At 65.0% G+C, this 19,507-nt stretch carries 14 protein-coding genes; 8 read left to right on the top strand and 6 right to left on the bottom strand.

Annotated elements, in window-relative coordinates; all coding sequences use genetic code 11:
• Window positions 1-225: 225 nt before the first annotated feature.
• The 5 genes from lon to mnmC form a co-directional block, all read right to left on the bottom strand.
• Window positions 226-2,637 carry an endopeptidase La gene (gene lon / locus AB4061_RS03215; protein ID WP_441630811.1) on the bottom strand — a complete coding sequence of 804 codons (2,412 nt, stop codon included), beginning with the start codon at window positions 2,635-2,637 and terminating at the stop codon, window positions 226-228.
• 249 nt (window positions 2,638-2,886) lie between these two features.
• A complete protein-coding gene (gene clpX / locus AB4061_RS03210) occupies window positions 2,887-4,161 on the bottom strand; it encodes an ATP-dependent Clp protease ATP-binding subunit ClpX (protein ID WP_006160855.1) in 1,275 nt (424 codons plus the stop codon).
• A gap of 246 nt (window positions 4,162-4,407) precedes the next feature.
• On the bottom strand, window positions 4,408-5,058 hold the full coding sequence (gene clpP / locus AB4061_RS03205) for an ATP-dependent Clp endopeptidase proteolytic subunit ClpP (RefSeq protein WP_043345919.1): 651 nt from the start codon (window positions 5,056-5,058) through the stop codon (window positions 4,408-4,410).
• 73 nt (window positions 5,059-5,131) lie between these two features.
• A complete protein-coding gene (gene tig / locus AB4061_RS03200; RefSeq protein ID WP_441630808.1) occupies window positions 5,132-6,493 on the bottom strand; it encodes a trigger factor in 1,362 nt (453 codons plus the stop codon).
• A 225-nt stretch (window positions 6,494-6,718) separates the two neighbouring features.
• Entirely contained in the window at window positions 6,719-8,743 is a 2,025-nt protein-coding gene (gene mnmC, locus AB4061_RS03195) for a bifunctional tRNA (5-methylaminomethyl-2-thiouridine)(34)-methyltransferase MnmD/FAD-dependent 5-carboxymethylaminomethyl-2-thiouridine(34) oxidoreductase MnmC (RefSeq protein WP_441630806.1), read from the bottom strand.
• Window positions 8,744-8,979: 236 nt separating this feature from the next.
• Here mnmC and AB4061_RS03190 point away from each other — a divergent pair, with 236 nt between their 5' ends.
• Together AB4061_RS03190 and AB4061_RS03185 are read left to right on the top strand one after the other, a co-directional pair.
• Window positions 8,980-9,837 (top strand): 23S rRNA (adenine(2030)-N(6))-methyltransferase RlmJ, encoded by an 858-nt coding sequence (locus AB4061_RS03190; RefSeq protein ID WP_043345913.1) that lies wholly within the window; start codon window positions 8,980-8,982, stop codon window positions 9,835-9,837.
• Between the two features lie 159 nt (window positions 9,838-9,996).
• Window positions 9,997-10,653 (top strand): SOS response-associated peptidase, encoded by a 657-nt coding sequence (locus AB4061_RS03185; protein WP_441630803.1) that lies wholly within the window; start codon window positions 9,997-9,999, stop codon window positions 10,651-10,653.
• A 47-nt stretch (window positions 10,654-10,700) separates the two neighbouring features.
• Here the strand turns inward: AB4061_RS03185 and AB4061_RS03180 are convergent, their stop codons facing one another.
• On the bottom strand, window positions 10,701-10,952 hold the full coding sequence (locus AB4061_RS03180) for a DUF1488 domain-containing protein (RefSeq protein ID WP_043345911.1): 252 nt from the start codon (window positions 10,950-10,952) through the stop codon (window positions 10,701-10,703).
• 353 nt (window positions 10,953-11,305) lie between these two features.
• On the opposite strand from AB4061_RS03180, the gene AB4061_RS03175 reads away from it, so the two are divergent.
• The 6 genes from AB4061_RS03175 to AB4061_RS03150 all read left to right on the top strand — a co-directional run bounded on the left by AB4061_RS03175 (window position 11,306) and on the right by AB4061_RS03150 (window position 19,343).
• Entirely contained in the window at window positions 11,306-11,797 is a 492-nt protein-coding gene (locus AB4061_RS03175) for a hypothetical protein (RefSeq protein WP_441630801.1), read from the top strand.
• Window positions 11,798-12,075: 278 nt separating this feature from the next.
• On the top strand, window positions 12,076-12,579 hold the full coding sequence (locus AB4061_RS03170; protein ID WP_416048292.1) for a sigma-70 family RNA polymerase sigma factor: 504 nt from the start codon (window positions 12,076-12,078) through the stop codon (window positions 12,577-12,579).
• Window positions 12,580-12,648: 69 nt separating this feature from the next.
• Complete coding sequence (locus AB4061_RS03165; protein WP_441630799.1) at window positions 12,649-13,662, top strand: FecR family protein; 1,014 nt, start codon at window positions 12,649-12,651, stop codon at window positions 13,660-13,662.
• A gap of 180 nt (window positions 13,663-13,842) precedes the next feature.
• Window positions 13,843-16,299: a TonB-dependent receptor gene (locus AB4061_RS03160; protein WP_441630914.1), complete on the top strand. Its 2,457-nt coding sequence runs from the start codon at window positions 13,843-13,845 to the stop codon at window positions 16,297-16,299.
• A gap of 73 nt (window positions 16,300-16,372) precedes the next feature.
• Window positions 16,373-17,536: a DNA polymerase IV gene (gene dinB, locus AB4061_RS03155; protein WP_441630797.1), complete on the top strand. Its 1,164-nt coding sequence runs from the start codon at window positions 16,373-16,375 to the stop codon at window positions 17,534-17,536.
• Between the two features lie 115 nt (window positions 17,537-17,651).
• A complete protein-coding gene (locus tag AB4061_RS03150) occupies window positions 17,652-19,343 on the top strand; it encodes a sensor domain-containing diguanylate cyclase (protein ID WP_441630794.1) in 1,692 nt (563 codons plus the stop codon).
• Window positions 19,344-19,507 lie beyond the last annotated feature (164 nt).

Raw genomic sequence — 19,507 nt, 5'->3', positions numbered from 1 at the left:
TTACTGCTGTTTGCGTTGCGAGGGCGCAAGTGTAATACAGCCTTTGGCGTTTTGCCAAGTATTCTTCGCAGGCATTTTTACAGGCCGGAAAATGCACCTACACCTTGCGCAAGGTGGCACGGATCGCAGGCGGAACAGGAGACAAAATAGAAAAACGCCGCGGGGGACACCCGCGGCGTTTTTCATGCGCTGCCAGGAAGCTACGGCAGCATCAGCGAGACATCATCAGTGATGAATCATCTCGACCTTGGCAGCGCCCTTGTCCGCCACATCGGCAGGCTTGGCCACTTCTTCAGGCAGAGGCTCGGGCTTGCGCTCGAGCGCGAGCTCCAGGACCTTGTCGATCCAGCGCACCGGGATGATCTCGATGGCGTTCTTGACGTTGTCCGGAATCTCCGCGAGATCCTTCACGTTCTCTTCGGGGATCAGCACCAGCTTGATACCGCCGCGATGCGCCGCGAGCAGTTTCTCCTTGAGGCCACCGATCGGCAGGACTTCGCCGCGCAGCGTGATCTCACCGGTCATGGCCACGTCAGCGCGCACCGGAATGCCCGTGAGCACCGACACCAGCGCCGTGGTCATCGCACCACCTGCCGAAGGGCCATCCTTGGGGGTGGCGCCTTCCGGCACGTGGATGTGGATGTCGCGCTTCTCGAACATCTCGTCCGTAATGCCCAGACGACGTGCCCGCGAGCGCACCACCGAACGTGCTGCCTCGACCGACTCCTTCATCACGTCGCCCAGCGAACCGGTGCGGGTGATGTTGCCCTTGCCCGGCATGATCGCGGCTTCGATGGTCAGCAGATCGCCGCCCACTTCCGTCCACGCCAGACCGGTCACCTGGCCCACCTGGTTTTCCTTGCCGGCCAGCCCGAAGTCGTACTTGCGCACGCCAAGGAACTTGTCCAGGTTCTCGGACGCGACCTTGACCGTGCCGGTTTCCTTCTTGAGCAGCAGCAGCTTCACCACCTTGCGGGCGATCTTCGACACTTCACGCTCGAGCGAACGCACGCCTGCTTCCCGCGTGTAGTAGCGAATGATGTCGCGCAGGGCGTCTTCGTTCACTTCCATCTCGCCGGGCTTCAGGCCATTGTTCTTGATCTGCTTGGGCAGCAGGTAGCGCTGGGCGATGTTGACCTTTTCTTCCTCGGTGTATCCCGACAGGCGGATCACTTCCATCCGGTCCAGCAACGGAGGCGGAATGTTGAGCGAATTGGAGGTCGCCACGAACATCACATCGGACAGGTCGAAATCGACCTCGATGTAATGGTCCTGGAACGTGTGGTTCTGCTCCGGATCCAGCACTTCGAGCAATGCCGACGACGGATCGCCGCGGAAATCCATGCCCATCTTGTCGATCTCGTCGAGCAGGAAGAGCGGATTGCGCACGCCGACCTTGGCCAGGCTTTGCAGGATCTTGCCGGGCATCGAGCCGATGTACGTACGACGGTGGCCACGGATCTCGGCCTCGTCGCGCACGCCACCCAGCGCCATGCGCACGAACTTGCGGTTCGTGGCACGCGCAACAGACTGCCCGAGCGAGGTCTTGCCCACGCCAGGGGGCCCAACCAGGCAGAGGATCGGCGCCTTCACCTTGTCCACGCGCTGTTGCACTGCAAGATACTCAAGGATGCGTTCCTTGACCTTCTCGAGACCATAGTGGTCTTCATCCAGCACGCGCTCGGCGTTGGCGAGGTCGTTGTTGACCTTGCTCTTCTTGCGCCACGGCAGGTTGACCAGCGTGTCGATATAGTTGCGCACGACCGTGGCTTCCGCCGACATCGGCGACATCAGCTTGAGCTTCTTGAATTCGGCGTCGGCCTTTTTCTTGGCTTCCTTCGGCATGCGCGCAGCCTTGATGCGCTTGTCGAGTTCTTCCAGGTCGGCGCCTTCTTCGCCCTCGCCCAGTTCCTTCTGGATGGCCTTGACCTGCTCGTTGAGGTAGTACTCGCGCTGGCTCTTCTCCATCTGGCGCTTGACGCGGCCACGGATGCGCTTTTCCACCTGCAGGATGTCGATCTCGCCTTCGAGCTGCGACAGCAGGCTCTCCAGGCGCTCGGTGACATTCACCATTTCCAGGATCTTTTGCTTCTGCTCGAGCTTGATCGGCAGATGCGCGGCGATGGTGTCGGCCAGGCGACCCGGCTCGTCGATGCCCGACAGCGACGTCAGGATCTCGGGCGGGATCTTCTTGTTCAGCTTTACGTACTGGTCGAACTGCGACACGATGGCGCGGCGCAGCGCCTCCGTCTCGGCGGTCTCGACCGGGCCCGGCGGCACGGGCACGGCTTCGCACATGAAGTGCGATTCGTCTTCGCTCACTTCGCGGATATTCGCGCGCTGCGTGCCTTCCACCAGCACCTTGACGGTGCCGTCGGGCAGCTTGAGCATTTGCAGGATGTTGGCGATGCAGCCCACCTCATAGAGGTCGTCGGCGGTCGGCTCATCCTTGGCCGCCGTTTTCTGGGCCACAAGCATGATGCTTTTGCCCGCCTCCATCGCAGTTTCTAGCGCCTTGATGGACTTCGGACGTCCCACGAACAGTGGGATCACCATGTGCGGAAACACCACCACGTCGCGCAGCGGCAACAGTGGCAAGCGAATCGGCTCAGCCGGGAGGAGTTGTGTTCCGGACATCATTTTCCCCAGTCAGTCATTTAGGCGTAAATTGGGTCTCATGAATCGATTGCAAGACATCCTTTGCGCGCGATTCGATGCTAGTTGCAAAATGCTGCTCCCCGCACTTGCAAGACCCGTCCAAACAGCATACCCCCGTTTCCTCCCCTTCGTTTTACGAAAATGAAGAAAAAAAGCCGCTCGCTTTTCGCGAACGGCCTCTCAGGACTCGCTGCCGGCCTGGCATCGTCATAAGCGCCGGCGTTCGCGTCAGTTCGAACCAGCCACCTTAGGCTGTTCCTCGTACATCAGCAACGGCGGAGCGTCCCCGGTGATGGTGTTCTCATCGATCACCACCTTTTGCACGCCCTTGTAGTTAGGCAGGTCGTACATCACATCCATCAGCGATTGTTCGAGGATCGAACGAAGGCCACGTGCACCGGTCTTGCGGCGGATTGCCTTGCGGGCAATCGCGGAGAGCGCGGCCGGGCGGATTTCCAGCTCAACGCCTTCCATCGCCAGCAGCTTCTGGTACTGCTTGATCAGCGCGTTCTTCGGCTCGACCAGGATCTGCATCAGCGCGGCTTCGTCCAGCTTGGCCAGCGTAGCCACTACCGGGAGGCGGCCGATCAGTTCCGGGATCAGCCCGAACTTGATCAGGTCTTCCGGCTCGACCTGCGGCAGCACTTCGCTGGCCTCGCGCTCTTCCTTGCTCTGCACCTGCGCGGCAAAACCGATACCGGTCTTGTCCGAACGCTGCATGATGACCTTTTCGAGGCCATCGAACGCACCGCCGCAGATAAACAAGATGTTGGTGGTATCCACCTGCAGGAAGTCCTGGTTCGGGTGCTTGCGGCCGCCTTGCGGGGGCACCGAAGCCATGGTGCCTTCGACCAGCTTCAACAGGGCCTGCTGCACGCCTTCACCGGAGACATCGCGGGTGATGGACGGGTTGTCGGATTTGCGCGAGATCTTGTCGATCTCATCGATGTAGACAATGCCGCGCTGTGCCTTTTCCACCTCGTAGTTGCAGTTCTGCAGCAACTTCTGGATGATGTTTTCCACGTCCTCGCCGACATAGCCGGCTTCGGTCAGCGTGGTGGCATCGGCGATCACGAAAGGCACATTGAGCAGGCGCGCCAGCGTTTGCGCCAGCAGCGTCTTGCCCGAACCGGTGGGACCGATCAGCAGGATGTTGCTCTTGGACAACTCGACGTCGTCCTTCTTGCCGAGGTGCTTCAGGCGCTTGTAGTGGTTGTACACCGCTACGGCCAGGATCTTCTTGGCCTGCTCCTGCCCGATCACGTATTGATCCAGGCTTTCGCGGATCTCGTGCGGGGTGGGGAGATCGGACTTGGCCGAGGCCCCCGCGTCCTTGTCGGATGCAGCAGCCTCGTCGCGGATGATCTCGTTGCACAGGTCGATGCATTCGTCGCAAATGAACACCGACGGGCCCGCGATGAGCTTCTTTACCTCGTGCTGGCTCTTGCCGCAGAACGAGCAGTAAAGGAGCTTCTCGCTGGATGAACCTTTTTTATCCGCCATAGGAATCAGTCACATTAGCAGTGTGCGTGCCGCAGTGCCGGAGCGCTGCGGGGATACGCTTCAAACGCATCATACGCCAAAAAAAATGGCGCGGCGGGTAGACCCCCAAGCTGTGGGGCAAAAGCAAAAAACGAGGCACAAGGCCTCGTTTCTGTATAGCCTTCTTCGTTGCGGCCGGGCGGCGATACCCGAAGGATCGCCACCCGGCCCCTGCCCGGCCCGCCTTGCGGCAGCCGGGCCGGTCTGTCAGGCACGGCGGGCGAGCACCTTGTCGATCAGGCCGTAGTCCACTGCCTGCTCGCCGCTCATGAAATTGTCGCGATCAGTGTCGCGGGCAATCTTGTCGACCGGCTGGCCGGTGACTTCCGACAGGATCGTGTTGAGCCGCTCGCGCAGGTACAGGATCTCGCGGGCCTGGATCTCGATGTCCGAGGCTTGGCCGCGCGCGCCGCCCAGCGGCTGGTGGATCATGATGCGCGAGTTGGGCAGCGCCGAACGCTTGCCCTTGGCGCCAGCCGACAGCAGGAAGGCACCCATGCTGGCTGCCATGCCCATGCACAGCGTAGCCACGTCCGGCTTGACGAACTGCATGGTGTCGTAGATGGCAAGGCCAGCCGACACCGAGCCACCCGGCGAGTTGATGTAGAGCGAGATGTCCTTGTCGGGATTTTCGCTTTCCAGGAACAGCAACTGGGCGACCACCAGGTTAGCGGTCTGGTCGTTGACTTCGCCGACCATGAAAATCAGACGCTCCTTCAACAGGCGCGAATAGATGTCATAGGCGCGCTCGCCCCGACCGGACTGCTCAACCACCATCGGCACCAGCCCCAGTCCCTGCGTTTCCAGGGCGGAGGCCTGCGTGGTGGCCAGACGGTCAAGCAAATCATTGCGGGTCATGCAAGTTCTCCTGGAGTTCGGTAAGAGACAAGGCTGCGGCCAACGCGCCACGCGCGCCGGCCACGGGCCAGGCTCAGGCCTGCTGAGGCTGGTTGTTGCCTTCGGCAGTCAGTTCCTCGAAGGACACCGTCTTGTCGGTGACCTTGGCCTTGTCGCACACGAAATTTACCACGTTGTTTTCGAGCACGTAGGCCTCCATCTCGGCCAGGCGCTGTTGGTCACCGTAGTACCAGCGCATGACTTCCTTCGGGTCTTCGTAGCTCTTGGCGAAGTCTTCGATCTCGGCCTTGATCTGGTCTGCCTTGGCGTCCAGGCCGTGAGCCTTGACGATCTCGGCCAGGATCAGGCCCAGCTTGACGCGGCGCTCGGCTTGCTGCGTGAACATTTCGGCCGGGATGGGCATGTCCTTGGCGTTCGGCATGCCGCGTTGCTCCAGGTCGCGACGCGCCATTTCCACCAGGCGCTCCTGGTCTTGCTCGATCAGGGCCTTCGGCACTTCCAGCTCGCTCGCCTTCAACAGCGCGTCCATGACCTGGTCCTTCAGCATGGCGTGCGTGCGGCGCTTGACTTCGCGCTCCAGGTTTTCGCGGATGTCGGCGCGCATCTTCTCGACGCTGCCGTCGGCGATGCCCAGCGACTTGGCGAACTCGTCGTTCACTTCCGGCAGGTGCGCCCACTCGATCTTCTTGAGCGTGACGGTGAACTCGGCAGTCTTGCCGGCCACGTCCTTGCCGTGATAGTCCTCGGGGAACGCCAGCGGGAAGGTCTTGCTCTCGCCAACCTTCAGGCCCAGTGCGGCTTGCTCGAACTCGGGCAGCATGCGGCCTTCGCCCAGCACGAAGGCGAAGTCGTCAGCCTTGCCACCGGGGAATTCCACGCCGTCGATCTTGCCGACGAAGTCCAGGGTCACGCGGTCGCCGTTCTGGGCGGCCACTTCCGCACCGCCGTCGCCGTGCTCGCCGGCTTCGCCACGGGTGTGGTAATGCACGCGCTGCTTGCGCAGGATGTCGATGGTCTTGTCGACTTCGGCATCGCTGATTTCGGTCTTGGTGCGGGTCACTTCGGCGCCAGCCAGGTCACCCAGCTTGACTTCCGGATAGACCTCGAAGGTCGCGTCGAAGGCCACTTCGTCTTCGCTCACGCCGTCGGTCTTGACTTCGAACTTCGGCTGGCCGGCAACCTTGACGTCTTGTTCTTTGGTGATGTCGAAGAACTTGCGGGCAGCCTTGTCGAAGCGCACTTCGAACTCGACTTGCTGGCCGTATTGCTTCTCGACCATCTTCATCGGTACCTTGCCGGGACGGAAACCGGACATCTTCACCGTCTTCGACAGGCGAACCAGACGTTCCAGCTTTTCCTTTTCGACTTCGGCCTTGGGAATGGCCAGGGTCACCTTGCGGTCCAGTTTGCCAAGGTTTTCAATGACATTCGACATGGTCGTTGATCCAATCCAGAGTGTTGTTGTGTTCGTAAGCGCACCCCGCTCGCGTGCCCGAGAAGACACAGGCAAAGCGACGGCAAATGCCGATACCCGGCACGCGAACCGCATCGCACGCAGCGGACACGCGCAAAAAATGGCGTTTCCAGAGCATCCGGGCGCAGGTCCCCGCAAACGGAAAACGGGGATTATCGCACGGTTTTCATTCGGTTCCGGCAGTTTTTAGCCGGGAACCGGCTCGGCGGGCACATCGCCGCTGGCCACGGTCCCCTGGCGCAAGGCGCGCACCAGCAGCCGCGCCGGATCGATTGCCTCGGCCAGCTCGAGCTCGAGCGGCAATGGCTCCCCTTCGATCTGGCTGGCCAGCAATTCCGCCCCCAATGCGGCCCATGTGAGGCCGCGCGAGCCATATGCAAGTGCCGCGTAAAGCCCCGGCAGCCGAGGGATATCCCTTAGTCGCGCCCCGCTGAGCGCCGCGGCGTCCCGCGCCGCCTGCGCCTCGTCGGCCACGCGGCCGATCAGCGGCAGGCGGTTGTGCGAGACGCTGCGCACGCCCACATACCCTCTGAGCATTGCCGGGTCCAAGCTGGCGGCCGAGCCGGCAAGCGCCGGCAGCAAGGCGCCAAGCCGGGCCAGGTTCTCGGCGTGCACGGCGGGGCGCTCGTACAGCGCGCCGGATTCCTGCGCATCCGGCTCGTAGCTGGAACCGATGCGCGCGGTGCCGTCCGCGGCGCGCGGCAGCAGGTAGCCGGTGCCGGTGACCACGCAATCGGGCCATTGCCCAAGGCGCGCCAGCTCTGCCGGCTCCAGCGTGGTGAGCTGGCCGCGCACCCGTTCGATCGTCATATGGCGCAGCGCGAGCAAGCGCAGCGCCTCGTAGGCGTTGGCCACGACCACCACCGGCGCCGCGGCCATCACCATGCCCGCCTCGTCCAGCGCCTGCCAGCCATCCGCCACACGCGCCAGCCGCGCGACCCGGCTGCCATAGCGCGCCGTTACCGCCGTCCCGGCCCGCGCCAGCTGCGCGCGGCAGATCTCGGGCGGCGGCGCCCAGCCGCCCTGCCCGAACCACAGCCCGCCGTGGGGCACAGGCGCGCCATGCCGGCTGGCGGCTTCCTCGGCGCTCATCCACCGCGCGAAATCTTCCGGAAAACCCAGGGCGGCAAGGGCCGCCCGCTGGATATCCGCGTCCGCAACACCCGCACCCGTCTGCAGCACGCCGCAGCCCTGCCAGCCGGGCGCATGCCCCGCCGCCGCCAGCCCCGCCCAGGCCCGCAGGGCCTGCAGGTTGCCGGCGCGCGACAGGCGCGACAGGATGCTGTCATCCGAGGACAAGTGCGGATGCATGGCGGCGGCACGATGGGAAGATGTCAGCTGCGCCGGGCCGTCATGGGCATCGAACAAGGTCACGCGCCAGCCACGCGCGGCCAGCCTCTCGGTGACCGCGCAGCCGGCCAGGCCGGCGCCGATGACGATCGCGTGCCGCTCGGGCCACGCCGCGGCGGATGGCGGCGGCTGCCGCCGCGTGCCGCGCATCACAGGGAAGCGCGCCACGGTCATCGGTGGCTCTGAGCCATATCCCGGTGCGGAACTGGCCACGAAGCCGGCGGCTTGCAAACCCTGCTGGAAGACACTGTCGGCCACATGCGTGGCCAGCGTAGCCCCCGGGCGCGCCAGCCGGGCCAACCGCTTCATCAACTGCGGCTGCCACATATCGGAATTGCGGGCTGGCGAAAAACCATCCAGGCAGAAGGCATCCGCCCCCAGCACCAGCCGCGGCAGCACGGCGGCGATATCGCCAAACGCCAGCGTCAGCGCAACCGCCCCACCCTCGAATTCCAACCGGTGCAGGCCGGGCAGCGCCAGCGGCCATGCGGCCCTCAACTCAGCGGCCAGCGGCGCGAGCGGTGCCAGCGCGCCAAGGCTGGCGTGCATCGCGGCAAGCCCCTCGCTCGTAAACGGATGCTTCTCGATCGACACAAAGTGGAGCCGCCGGCAACGCTTGGGATCATCTCGCCATGCCTGCCAGGTTGCCAGGAAGTTCATCCCCAACCCGAAGCCGGCCTCCACAATCACGAACTGGTCGCGCCCGCCCCAGGCCTGCGGCAAGCCGTTGCCAGCAAGGAAGACGTGACGGGCCCGCTCCAGGCCCTCCTCATTGCCGTGATAGGCCTCATCGTAGCGCGGCGAGTATGGCAAGCCTGTCGCGGAAAAAGCGGGCTCGGCGAGATCTAGGCTGCGGGACATGGGCAAGGCAACAAGGTGACAAGGGTCGGGAGAACGGGAAATGCGCAGGAGCGTCAGACGCGGAATGCACCGGAAGCGCATTGGGACCGGAGGATGGCGAAGGAGCCGGCAATCGCCCGCCAGGCGCGCCCTCCGGCATGCCGCCGGCCCGCCCCAAAGCCCGGCGATGGTAGCATAGCGCCCTGTGCCGCCGGCCCCTCCAGGCCGGCACCCGCACGCCCTTTTCCCGCCTCGCCATGCTCAGCTACCGTCACGCCTTCCACGCCGGCAACCACGCCGATGTTCTCAAACACGCCATCGTGGTCCAGTTGCTGGAGCAGTTGAGCCAGAAGGACAAACCCTTCTGGTACATCGATACGCATGCTGGCGCCGGGCTGTACGCGCTCGATCACGCCTACGCGCAGAAAAAGGGCGAGTTCGAGACCGGCATTGCCCGGCTGTGGCAGGCCGCCGCCGCCAAACGGCCCATGCCGACACTGGTCGAGGATTACCTGGAACAGGTACGCACGCTGAACCCGGACGGCAACCTGAAGCACTACCCTGGCTCGCCCTGGCTCGCCTGGCAGATGCTGCGCGACGCAGACCGCCTGCGCCTGTTCGAGATGCACAGCACCGAAATCCAGGTGCTGCGCGACAACTTTCGTGGCGCCGGCCGCCGTGTCATGCTGTACGACGGCGACGGCTTTACCGGCATCAACGCCATCCTGCCCCCGCCGCCGCGCCGCGCGCTCGTGCTGATCGACCCCTCATACGAGGACAAGCAGGACTACGGCCGCGTGGTGCGCAGCCTGCAGGATTGCCTGCAGCGCTTTGCCACCGGCATGTACGCGATCTGGTATCCCGAAGTGCAGCGCCGCGAATCCGTGCAGTTGCCGGTGCAGCTGAAAAAACTGCCGCTCAAGAGCTGGCTGCATGTCACCCTGCGCGTCAAGCACCCGGTCGCCGGCGGGCTGGGCCTGCACGGCAGCGGCATGTTCATCGTCAACCCGCCGTGGCGCCTGAAGGAAACCCTGGAGGCAGCCATGCCCGCCCTGGTGACGATGCTGCGCCAGGACGACGGCGCCGGCTTCACGCTGGAAGCGCAGGAAAGCTGATTCTCGCGCCGGCCGGGCCGCGCGCAGTTGCGTAGCTCACGCGACGGCATCGGCTCGGCAATCGGCGCGCTTTTGCCCGCACCGGGGCTTTGGCCCTTCCCCACCCATCCTCCATACTGGTTAATCCCCTTAGCAAGCGGCGCCCGCTGGAGGCAGCCCATGTGCATCAACTACGCACCCGCGCAGGCCGGCCTGCTCCGCGACGTATTTGGCGTCACCCGCCCGGCGCAGGAATGGCCGCCGGAAACGTGGCCCGACTATGCGGCGCCGCTGCTCGTCTCGGACCACGATGGCCAGCGGCAATGCCTGCTCGCTACCTTCGGCATGGTCCCCAGGAAACGCATTCCACCGGGCGTGGCGAGGTTCGACACCACGAACGCGCGCTCGGAATCGGTGGCCGAAAAGCGAACCTTCTCCGGCGCCTGGAAGAACGGCCAGTTCTGCCTGGTGCCAGCGGATTGCTTCTACGAGCCCGACTACGAGACCGGCAAGGCGGTACGCTGGCGCATCCGGCTCAAAGACGCCGCGCCCATGGCGATCGCGGGGCTCTGGCGCGCGTGGCCAGGCGAGGATGGCCAGCAGGCCTTCAGCTTCACCATGCTGACCATCAACTCGGAGCGCCACCCGTTGATGTGCCGCTTCCATGCGCCGGGCAAGGAAAAAAGGATGATCGTGATCGTGCCGCCCACCGATTGGGACGATTGGCTGAACTGCCGGGATACGGAGCTGGCGCGTAGTTTCCTGCGCCCCTATGCCGCGGACAAGATGGCGGCGGAACCCGCACCGCTGCCGCCTCGCACGGCAAAGGCATCGTGAGGGGCGAGCACCCCTCACGATCGGAACCGCCAGCGATCGCGCCCCCGTCAGGAAATGGTGTACCTGTTCTGCCGGCTGCGGGAATAGAGCCCGCGCGCAAGTTCCAGGATGTGGTCGCGGTGGCGGTCGAATGCCTCCAGCACGGCAGGCTCGTCCGGGCGCAGTTCGGGGCTGAGGTTGGAGAGTACCGCTCGGTCGACCTCGAAGGAGATCTCACGCGAACTGTCGTAGCCCCAAAAACATACGCAATGCCTGGATGGGTCGTAACTCCGGCTGGGATTGGGAAAATTAAGTGCCATCTCTGTATCCTAGTCCGATTCGCCCCCCTCTGTACGGTATAGAAGGCGGGACTGCCGTATTTGCACCGGATTGGGCAACGATCCCATCAGCAAGTCTGGAGAAGACCGCTTCTCGTTGCCCTATCGCTTACCGGTGACCTGGTGTCGAGCCGTACAGAGCCATACAGAGCCATGCAGACATGACGCGACATAGCTGCCGGGAAAACCAGATCTAAGCATCTTCTACTTCGCCCGCGCACGGCCAGACCGTACGATTCGCATCACAACCACGGTGGCAGGATCTCCGTGGTCCAGGACAGGACGGCAACCATAAAGCTGTCCGCCGGACATCAACACAAGGGCCAAGGGGTCTTATGAAAAGCTTGCGCGGAGCCAGCAACGGGTGGGCGCCGGACGTCGAGGTGACGGACAGGGGCATCTGGAAAAACACGATCGCCGCAGCCAGCCACGCGCTGGAAACCGTCGCCCTCATCGAGCACGGCGTTGGCATGACATTAAAGCTGCAGCGCAAGGTCCGCGCGCTGCGCGAGCGTTTGCACGCCACGCAAACCGAACTGGACCGCTACCGCGACATGCACGCCGCCGCCATGGAGGCGTTGCGCCAGGCCGAGGTAACACCGCCCGAAGACACCGGCCGACTGCGCGCCGAAGGCCAAGCCCTGCAGATGCGGCACCGTGCCTACAAGCTGCTGGTCGAGCATTACGCCCGGGCCGGCATTCCCATCGACCTGGCCGTCTTCGCCAGGCAGCGCCGCCAGGTCCTCCAGCACATCCTTTTCCAGCAGCGCCGCGGCGTCGCGCCAGCGCAGATCAGCGTCGACGATATCGCCTTCCTGCTCCGCTGATCCCATCGCCAGAGGGGAAAGACATTCCGGCGTCCATTGCGACAATCGCGAGCCAGCCGGATCCGCTTACACCGGCTGCGCTTTCAATGGCCCGTGCAATTCGCGGGCTTTTTTTTCGCGCCGGCGGGCGGGCGCCATGTTGCTGCTCCGTATTGCAGCTCCGTATTGCAGCCCCGTATTGATGCGCCATGGCGCCACTCAATGTAGCTATTGACGAACATTGCCCGCGCAAATGATAATACGTCGCATTTGCAACCACCCGCAACCGCGCGCACGCCATGCCGTCACATCCCTCGCGCGCGTTTGGCTTGTTCGCCTACTACGAAGAACTGGTTGGCACCTGGACTCGCAAGCTCGCCAATCGCTTTGATGCCGAGGACCTGACCCAGGACGCGCTGCTCAAGGTGCTGGAGCGCAAGGACAGCCCGCCCGAGCATCCCCGTGCCTACCTGCACCAGACCGCCCGCCACCTTGCCATTGATGCCTTCCGGCGCGAGGGAGGCCGGCAGACGCTCCCGCTTGACAGCATCGACACGCATCACGCAAGCTCCGGCGATCCCGAAGCCGCGCTCCACGCCATCCAGCTCGCCGCCGCGCTCGAGCAAGCGCTGGCGGAGTTGCCGCTGGCATGCCGTCAGGTCTTTGTCTGGCAACGCCTTGAAGGGCTCTCCCAGCAAGAGATCGCCGAGCGCCTTCAGGTCTCCAAGAACATGGTCGAAAAACACATGATCCGCACGATGCGCCATCTGCGCGACCGGCTCGGCCCGCAAGCACCCCATTGAGTACCACGCCTTGATCCCGGCTCCTGCCCCCTCCTCCTTGCCCACGCCCCTCCCTGGGGCCGCACGCCGATGACGCCAATCACGCCGCCGCCGGACGCTCCCCGTGAAGCCGCGGCACGCTGGTTTGCGCGCGTGCGCGCTGGCTCGCTCAGCGAGCAGGAACGCATTGAGATGGCGGCCTGGCTCGACGCCAGCCCTATGCACCGGGCGGAATACACCGCGCTGGAGCGCATCTGGCAAGTGGCAGGCGCGCTCGACCCGGAGCGCCTGCGCGCCCTGGCGCAAGACCCGGCACCGGCCGCCTCCGCCCGGAGATCGCGACCTGCCTTGCGCGCCGCCATGCTGGCCAGCCTCTGCGCGGTGGCCGTTGGCGCCGCCTGGCTCATGAGCCAGCATGCCGCGCCCGGCCCGGCTACCGATGTGGCCGGCGATGCAAGCCACTTCACAGCCAGCTTCAGCACCGCGCCTGGCGAGTGGCAACGCGTGACGCTGCCCGACGGCTCCGTCGTCGAGCTCAATACGCGCACGCGGCTATCGGTACGATTCGAGCCCGGACAGCGCACTGTGACGCTGGCCGACGGCGAGGCCATGTTCGAGGTCGCCCACGCCAACGAGCGACCCTTCGTGGTCGATGCCGGCAGTGGCAGCGTCACGGTCACCGGCACTCGCTTCGATGTGCGCCGGGACGGTGCCGAGGTCACGGTCGCGGTCGAATCCGGGTCGGTGGGCGTACAAGGGCGCAGCGCGGCTGCGTCTGCGGCGCGCCTGTCGGCCGGCCTTGGCACGCACATTGCCGGCGACGGCCGGGTCGCGCCCGCGGCGGCGGTCGATCTCGGCGCCGCCATGGCGTGGCGCGAAGGCAAGCTGCTGTTCAAGGACCAGCCGCTGTCGCTGGTAGCCGCCGAGGTCTCCCGCTATCGGCACAGCCCGGTCAGGATCCGCGACGCCGGCACCGGCGCGCTGCGGCTGAGCAGCGTGTTCCGCGCCGACGATACCGATGCCCTGCTCGCCGCCCTGCCGCAGTTCCTGCCGGTGGGCGTGCGCACCCTGCCCGACGGCAGCACGGAAATATTTTCGCGCTAGATTCAGGTTTTTGCTGCGCGTTTCGTCTTCTCCCGGAACGTGCCCGCGCACCGCGGGCCTGCGTGCCTTTATGCCAATCCGGCCTCTCCGAGAAGACCCGACGTGAACCAGCAATATCCTGAGAAGCAGCAACAGATCCCGGCCCGCCACGCACGCGCCAGGCCCCTCTTGATGGCCACCATGGCCGCCGCGCTGATCGGCGCCGTTGCCACGCCGGCAACTGCCCAGCCGGCCCTGCCATCGCCGGTGGCGATCGACATCCGTGCCCAGCCGCTGGCCGACGCGCTCACGCAGCTCGGCCGCCAAACATCGCTCCAGCTGTTCTTCACGCCCGCATTGGTGGCCGGCAAGCAAGCCCCGGCCGTGCATGGCAGCATGTCCGCCGAAGCCGCGCTCGATAGGCTGCTCAAGGGCAGCGGCATCCGCTACCAGCGCAATGGCAGCGGCATCGTGCTGCAGCCCGCGGGCCAGGCCGGTGCCGCCGCACCGGTCGCCGCCGCCACGACGTTGGCCACCCCGGCAACGACGGCCGCGCCCACCCCGGAGGCCGCCAGGATGCTCGAAGCCGTCGAAGTCACCGCCTCGCGAACCTCCAGCGACCTGATGCGCCCCACGCGGCAAGTCACGGTCATCGACCGCGAGGAGCTCGATGCACTGAAGACCGGCTCCGACAGCGTCGCCACCCTGCTCTCCAAGGTCGTTCCCGGCATGGCCGACTCCAGCCATACCGTGACCGATTTCGGCCAGACCCTGCGGGGCCGCGGCATGCTGGTCCTCGTCGATGGCATTCCCTTAAACACCAATCGGGACTCGGCGCGCAACCTCGCCAACGTGGACCCCGCATTGATCGAGCGCATCGAAGTCCTGCGCGGCAGCAGCGCCATCTACGGCGGCGGGGCCACCGGGGGCATCGTCTCCATCAACACGCGCCCGGCCGGCGGCCCGCCGCTGTCGGAGACCACGTTTTCACTCACCTCGCCGCTGTCCCGGCTGCGCGCGGACGGCATGTCCGGCCAGCTGCAGCAGCATGTTTCCGGCAGCGAGGGGATGGTCGACTATGCCTTCGACGTCGGTGCCCGCCGCATCGGCAGCGCCTACGATGCGCGCGGCCAGCGTGTCGCTCCGGAGCCCAGCCAGGGCGACATGTTCCAGTCGGACAACTACAACATCGGCGGCAAGCTCGGCCTGCGCCTGACGCCGGAGCAGCGCGTGCAGCTTGCGGTGAGCCATTTCAACGCCAAACAGGACACCGACTACGCCTCCGACCCATCGGTAGCCCGCCTGGCGCCTGGCAGCGTGCCCGCACGCGCCATCAGCGGCCTGCAGCTCGCCGACCAGAACCAGATCCGCAACACGCTGGTCAATCTCGAATATGAGCACAAGGACCTGGCAGGCAGCGCGGTCTCCGCGCAGCTCTACTACCGCGACTACTTCACGCGCTTCACGCCCTTCGACGCGCGCGCGGTCGTCACGCGCGGCGGCAATGTCGACCAGTCCATGCAAAACTCCGACGTGTTCGGCAGCCGCCTCACCATCAAGACGCCGCTGGACAGCGCCAAGCGCACCCGCCTGGTATGGGGCCTGGACTTCGAGCAAGAGCGCAGCGACATGCCGATCGACATCTTCGATCCCAAGGCCTATGACGCCAGCGGTGGCCGCGTCTTCAACAAGACCGGCACGCTCACCTACATGCCGCAGATCACCACGCGCAGCCTGGGCGGCTTTGGCCAGTTGCAGCACAAATTCAACGCGCAATGGTCGGCCGAGGGCGGCCTGCGCTACCAGTACGCCAACGCCCGCTTCAACGATTTCGTGCCGCTGTCGCAATCGCGCCTGGCACAGCCGGCCACGGTAAAGGGCGGCTCGGTCGACTACACCGCGCTGCTGGGCAATGTCGGCGTGGTGTACAAGCCGCTCCAGGGGCACGAGCTCTATGCCGCGTTCAGCCAGGGCTTCAACCTGCCCGACATCGGCCTGCAGGTACGCAACGCGCGCGCCGGCTTCGATCTCGGCGCCTCCGACCTGCAGCCGGTCAAGACCAACAACTACGAGCTCGGCTGGCGCGGCGCCTTCGGCAACACCCTGACCTCGCTGGCGGTGTTCTACACCACCTCCAACCTGGGCGACGTGCAAAGCTTCAACAATGGCCTGATCCTGACCCGCACCGCCGAGCGCATCTATGGCGTGGAAGCCTCCGCCGACTACCTGTCCGACAACGAACAATGGGGCACCGGCGGCACCTTCACCTGGATGCGCGGCCGCGAAACCCCGCAAGGCAGCCCGAGCCAGCAGATGAGCGGCTACCGCATCCCGCCCCTCAAGCTGACCGGCTACGTGCAGTACCGGCCCACACCCGCCTGGAGCCACCGCCTGCAAGCCACCTTCTTCGCCGGGCACGACTACCGGCTCAACGGCGCCGACAGCTTTGGCCGGCGCGATGTGGCCAGCTACACCACGCTGGACATCATCAGCCGCTACCAGGTCAGCAAGAAGGACACCATCACGGTGGGCATTCAGAACCTGCTCAACCGCTACTACTACCCGCTCTACAGCCAGTTGCTGCGCAACAGCAACAACACCTCGCACCTGCCCGCGGCGGGCATCGTCATGACGGCCACCTACGTGCATCGCTGGTAGAGCGACCGGGGCGCAGCGGTATTGCCGGCAGAATTCGATATACTGTATATGCATACAGTCACTCACTGACGCCATGTCATCTGCACCCCGCCGCATCGCCCACCTGGATATGGACGCGTTCTACGCGTCGGTCGAGCTATTGCGATACCCAGAGTTGCGTGGCAGGCCCGTGGTGATCGGTGGTGGACGAAATGCGGTACCCGCGATACTTCCCGACGGCAGCCGGCGCTTTGCCCGCCTGCGCGACTACGCCGGGCGCGGCGTAGTCACAACGTCCACCTACGAAGCCCGCGCGCTGGGCGTGTTCTCCGCCATGGGCATGATGAAGGCCGCGCAGCTCGCCCCCGACGCCATCCTGCTGCCCACGGATTTCGACTCGTACCGGCACTACTCCCGCCTGTTCAAGGCGGCTGTCGCCACCTTCACCGGCGAAATCGAAGACCGGGGCATCGACGAGATCTACATCGACCTGAGCGACGTGCCGGGCGAGCCTGCCGATATCGGCACTCGCATCAAGCAAGCGGTGCGCGAAGCCACGGGACTGAGCTGCTCCATCTGCATCGCCCCCAACAAGCTCCTCGCCAAGATCGGCTCCGAACTCGACAAACCCGACGGGCTCACCCTGCTGGCCGCCAGCGATGTGCCACTGCGCATCTGGCCGCTGCCCGTGCGCAAGGTCAACGGGATCGGCCCGAAGGCCACCGAAAAACTCGCAACGCTGGGCATCGCCACGGTCGGCGACCTCGCCAGCGCGGACCTAGGCATGCTGCAGAGCCATTTCGGCCGCAGCTACGCCGCCTGGCTAGCCGAGATCGCGCAAGGCCATGACGAACGCCCGGTGGTCACCAGCTCGGAGCCCAAGTCCATGAGCCGAGAAACCACCTTCGAGCGCGACCTGCACCCCAGGCAAGACCGCCAGACCCTCTCTGAAGTCTTCACCGGCCTGTGCCAGCGCCTGGCGGAAGACCTTCGCCGCAAGGGCTATGTGGGCCGCACCATCGGCGTCAAGCTGCGCTACGACGACTTTCACACCGTCACCCGGGACCTCAGCATGCCGGCCCCGACGGCGGACGCCGCACAGCTGCGGCGCGCCGCCACCGAATGCGTCAAACGCGTTCCGCTGGACCGGAAAATCCGATTGCTGGGCGTGCGGGTCAGCGCGCTGACACCCGCGGGAGAACTGGCGCCGGCTGCGCTGCCGGCACAGGCAGAGTTGCCTTTCACCGACAGCGCTTAGCAGACCCCGCCGCGGGCCAATCCGTCTGATAGTATTGGCACAGCCGTGCATAACTGCAGCGCCGGCTGCACGAGCAATACTTTCGGGCTAACGTCAATTGTCATTTGACCTGGATATGCGGGCCTCTACCGAAGCTGAAACCAGACATGACCGCATCGACGCCTCGAAGCCGCTGAACCTGAAAGCCGCATTACAGCAAGAGCGGTTTGACGCGCTGACACGCCTCGCACAGCATCTCTTCAGGGTCCCGGTTGCGCGGGTCACGCTGCATGACGTGCCCCATGATGCGCATCCCGGCGACGTACCCATCCTCATCGACGGCTTGCGCATGGGTTTTCATGCGGCGTGCCCCTTGACCACATCGAGCGGCAGCCAGCTTGGCGCCTTCTGCCTGTTCGACGCCGGATCGCGCGAGCTGGACCAGGTGGAGCGCGGCCTCCTGCAAGACTTTGCCGACATGGCGGTCGCCCTCATCGAGCGCGACCTGGCCCAAGGCAAACTGAACGACGACGCCGGCAGGCTGGAGGGAAACGAAAAGCGGCTCGAGCTGGCCATCGCGGGAAGCGGCACGGGCGTCTGGGACCGGGATGTCCAGGCGGGCAGCATCCACTACTCGGCCGGCTGGAAAGCCATCATCGGCTACGAAGCGTCCGAGATCACCAACCGCATCGAAGACAGCTATACCCGCGTCCATCCCGACGACCTCGCCTACGTCCAGGCCACCATACAAGCCCACTTCAACCAAGAGACGGAAAGCTACGCGGTGGACCACCGGATCCGCTGCAAGGATGGCAGCTATAAATGGATATCCAGCCGCGGCAAGGTAGTCAGCCGCGGCAGCAACGGCGAGCCGCTGCGCATGATCGGCACCACCACCGATATCACGGCCATCCGGGCACTCTCCGAAGAACTGCAGCAAACCGTCGACCTGATCACCAGCCTGACCAACGAAGTCCCGGGCCTGGTATTCCAGCATCGCCTGCTGCCAACGGGGGAATCCTTCCTCCCCTACGCCAGCGCCGGCATCGCCGATATCTATGAACTCACGCCGCAACAGGTCGCCGCCAGCACAGCCTCCATCCATGCCGTCATCCACCCCGACGATCTGGAAGCCTATTGCGCTTCGCTTCACGCATCCGCCGCGAGCCTGACGCCGTGGCGCCTCGAGTACCGCGTCGAGCTGCCCAGGCAAGGGCTGCGCTGGCGGCAAGGCGACGCGCGCCCCCGGCGGCTCGACGACGGCAGCACGCTATGGCACGGATTTATCACAGACGTGACCGAGCGCAAGCGCATCGAGGGAGAACTGCAGGAATTCGCCACCATCGATTTCCTGACGCAACTACCCAATCGCCGTCACTTCGTCGTGCGGATCGAACAGGAACTCGCCCGGATCCGGCGCACCGACAGCCGCCCTGCCGCCGTCCTGACGTTTGACCTCGACCACTTCAAAGCCATCAACGACACCTGGGGCCACGCCATGGGCGACCACGCCCTGCGGTGTTTCGCGGCGCTGCTGCGCAATGCGCTGCAAACGCACGATTTCGCCGGCCGCATCGGCGGCGAAGAATTTGCCGTGGTGCTCCCCGATGCGAGCCTTGATGCGGCGACACGATTCGCCAGGCGCGTACAGCATCAGATCGCGGAAACCCCAATGCTTGACGGCGGCCAGATCGTCACGCTGACCGTCAGCGTCGGTATTGCCCTCATGCATGCCACCGATCCCAGCGCGGACCTATCGCTGCTGCGCAGCGACGGGGCGCTCTACCGCGCCAAGGAACGCGGCCGCAACCGCGTCGAGTGTTATTGATCCACGCCAGGCCGATGACTGGCGATGCGGTCCTCCACAGCAATGACGGACAGGCAGGATCCCATGCGACCCACGTGACCCACGTGACCCGGCCAGCCTCTCACCCATTCATCAATGGCCTCAAAGCGTTCCCTGATGCATAAACCACCCATTAAATTACCTAT

This window comes from Cupriavidus sp. YAF13, assembly GCF_052113425.1.
GTDB lineage: Bacteria > Pseudomonadota > Gammaproteobacteria > Burkholderiales > Burkholderiaceae > Cupriavidus.
This window is presented reverse-complemented; position numbering and strand designations above follow the sequence as displayed.

What these genes read in the sequence shown, in the direction of transcription:
- clpP (WP_043345919.1), bottom strand. Translation starts at nt 5,058, where the DNA reads ATGACCCGCAATGATTTGCTTGACCGTCTGGCCACCACGCAGGCCTCC.
- AB4061_RS03190 (WP_043345913.1), top strand. Translation starts at nt 8,980, where the DNA reads ATGCTCAGCTACCGTCACGCCTTCCACGCCGGCAACCACGCCGATGTT.
- AB4061_RS03160 (WP_441630914.1), top strand. Translation starts at nt 13,843, where the DNA reads ATGGCCGCCGCGCTGATCGGCGCCGTTGCCACGCCGGCAACTGCCCAG.
- clpX (WP_006160855.1), bottom strand. Translation starts at nt 4,161, where the DNA reads ATGGCGGATAAAAAAGGTTCATCCAGCGAGAAGCTCCTTTACTGCTCG.
- tig (WP_441630808.1), bottom strand. Translation starts at nt 6,493, where the DNA reads ATGTCGAATGTCATTGAAAACCTTGGCAAACTGGACCGCAAGGTGACC.
- mnmC (WP_441630806.1), bottom strand. Translation starts at nt 8,743, where the DNA reads ATGTCCCGCAGCCTAGATCTCGCCGAGCCCGCTTTTTCCGCGACAGGC.
- AB4061_RS03170 (WP_416048292.1), top strand. Translation starts at nt 12,076, where the DNA reads ATGCCGTCACATCCCTCGCGCGCGTTTGGCTTGTTCGCCTACTACGAA.
- AB4061_RS03175 (WP_441630801.1), top strand. Translation starts at nt 11,306, where the DNA reads ATGAAAAGCTTGCGCGGAGCCAGCAACGGGTGGGCGCCGGACGTCGAG.
- dinB (WP_441630797.1), top strand. Translation starts at nt 16,373, where the DNA reads ATGTCATCTGCACCCCGCCGCATCGCCCACCTGGATATGGACGCGTTC.
- AB4061_RS03185 (WP_441630803.1), top strand. Translation starts at nt 9,997, where the DNA reads ATGTGCATCAACTACGCACCCGCGCAGGCCGGCCTGCTCCGCGACGTA.
- AB4061_RS03150 (WP_441630794.1), top strand. Translation starts at nt 17,652, where the DNA reads ATGCGGGCCTCTACCGAAGCTGAAACCAGACATGACCGCATCGACGCC.
- lon (WP_441630811.1), bottom strand. Translation starts at nt 2,637, where the DNA reads ATGTCCGGAACACAACTCCTCCCGGCTGAGCCGATTCGCTTGCCACTG.
- AB4061_RS03165 (WP_441630799.1), top strand. Translation starts at nt 12,649, where the DNA reads ATGACGCCAATCACGCCGCCGCCGGACGCTCCCCGTGAAGCCGCGGCA.
- AB4061_RS03180 (WP_043345911.1), bottom strand. Translation starts at nt 10,952, where the DNA reads ATGGCACTTAATTTTCCCAATCCCAGCCGGAGTTACGACCCATCCAGG.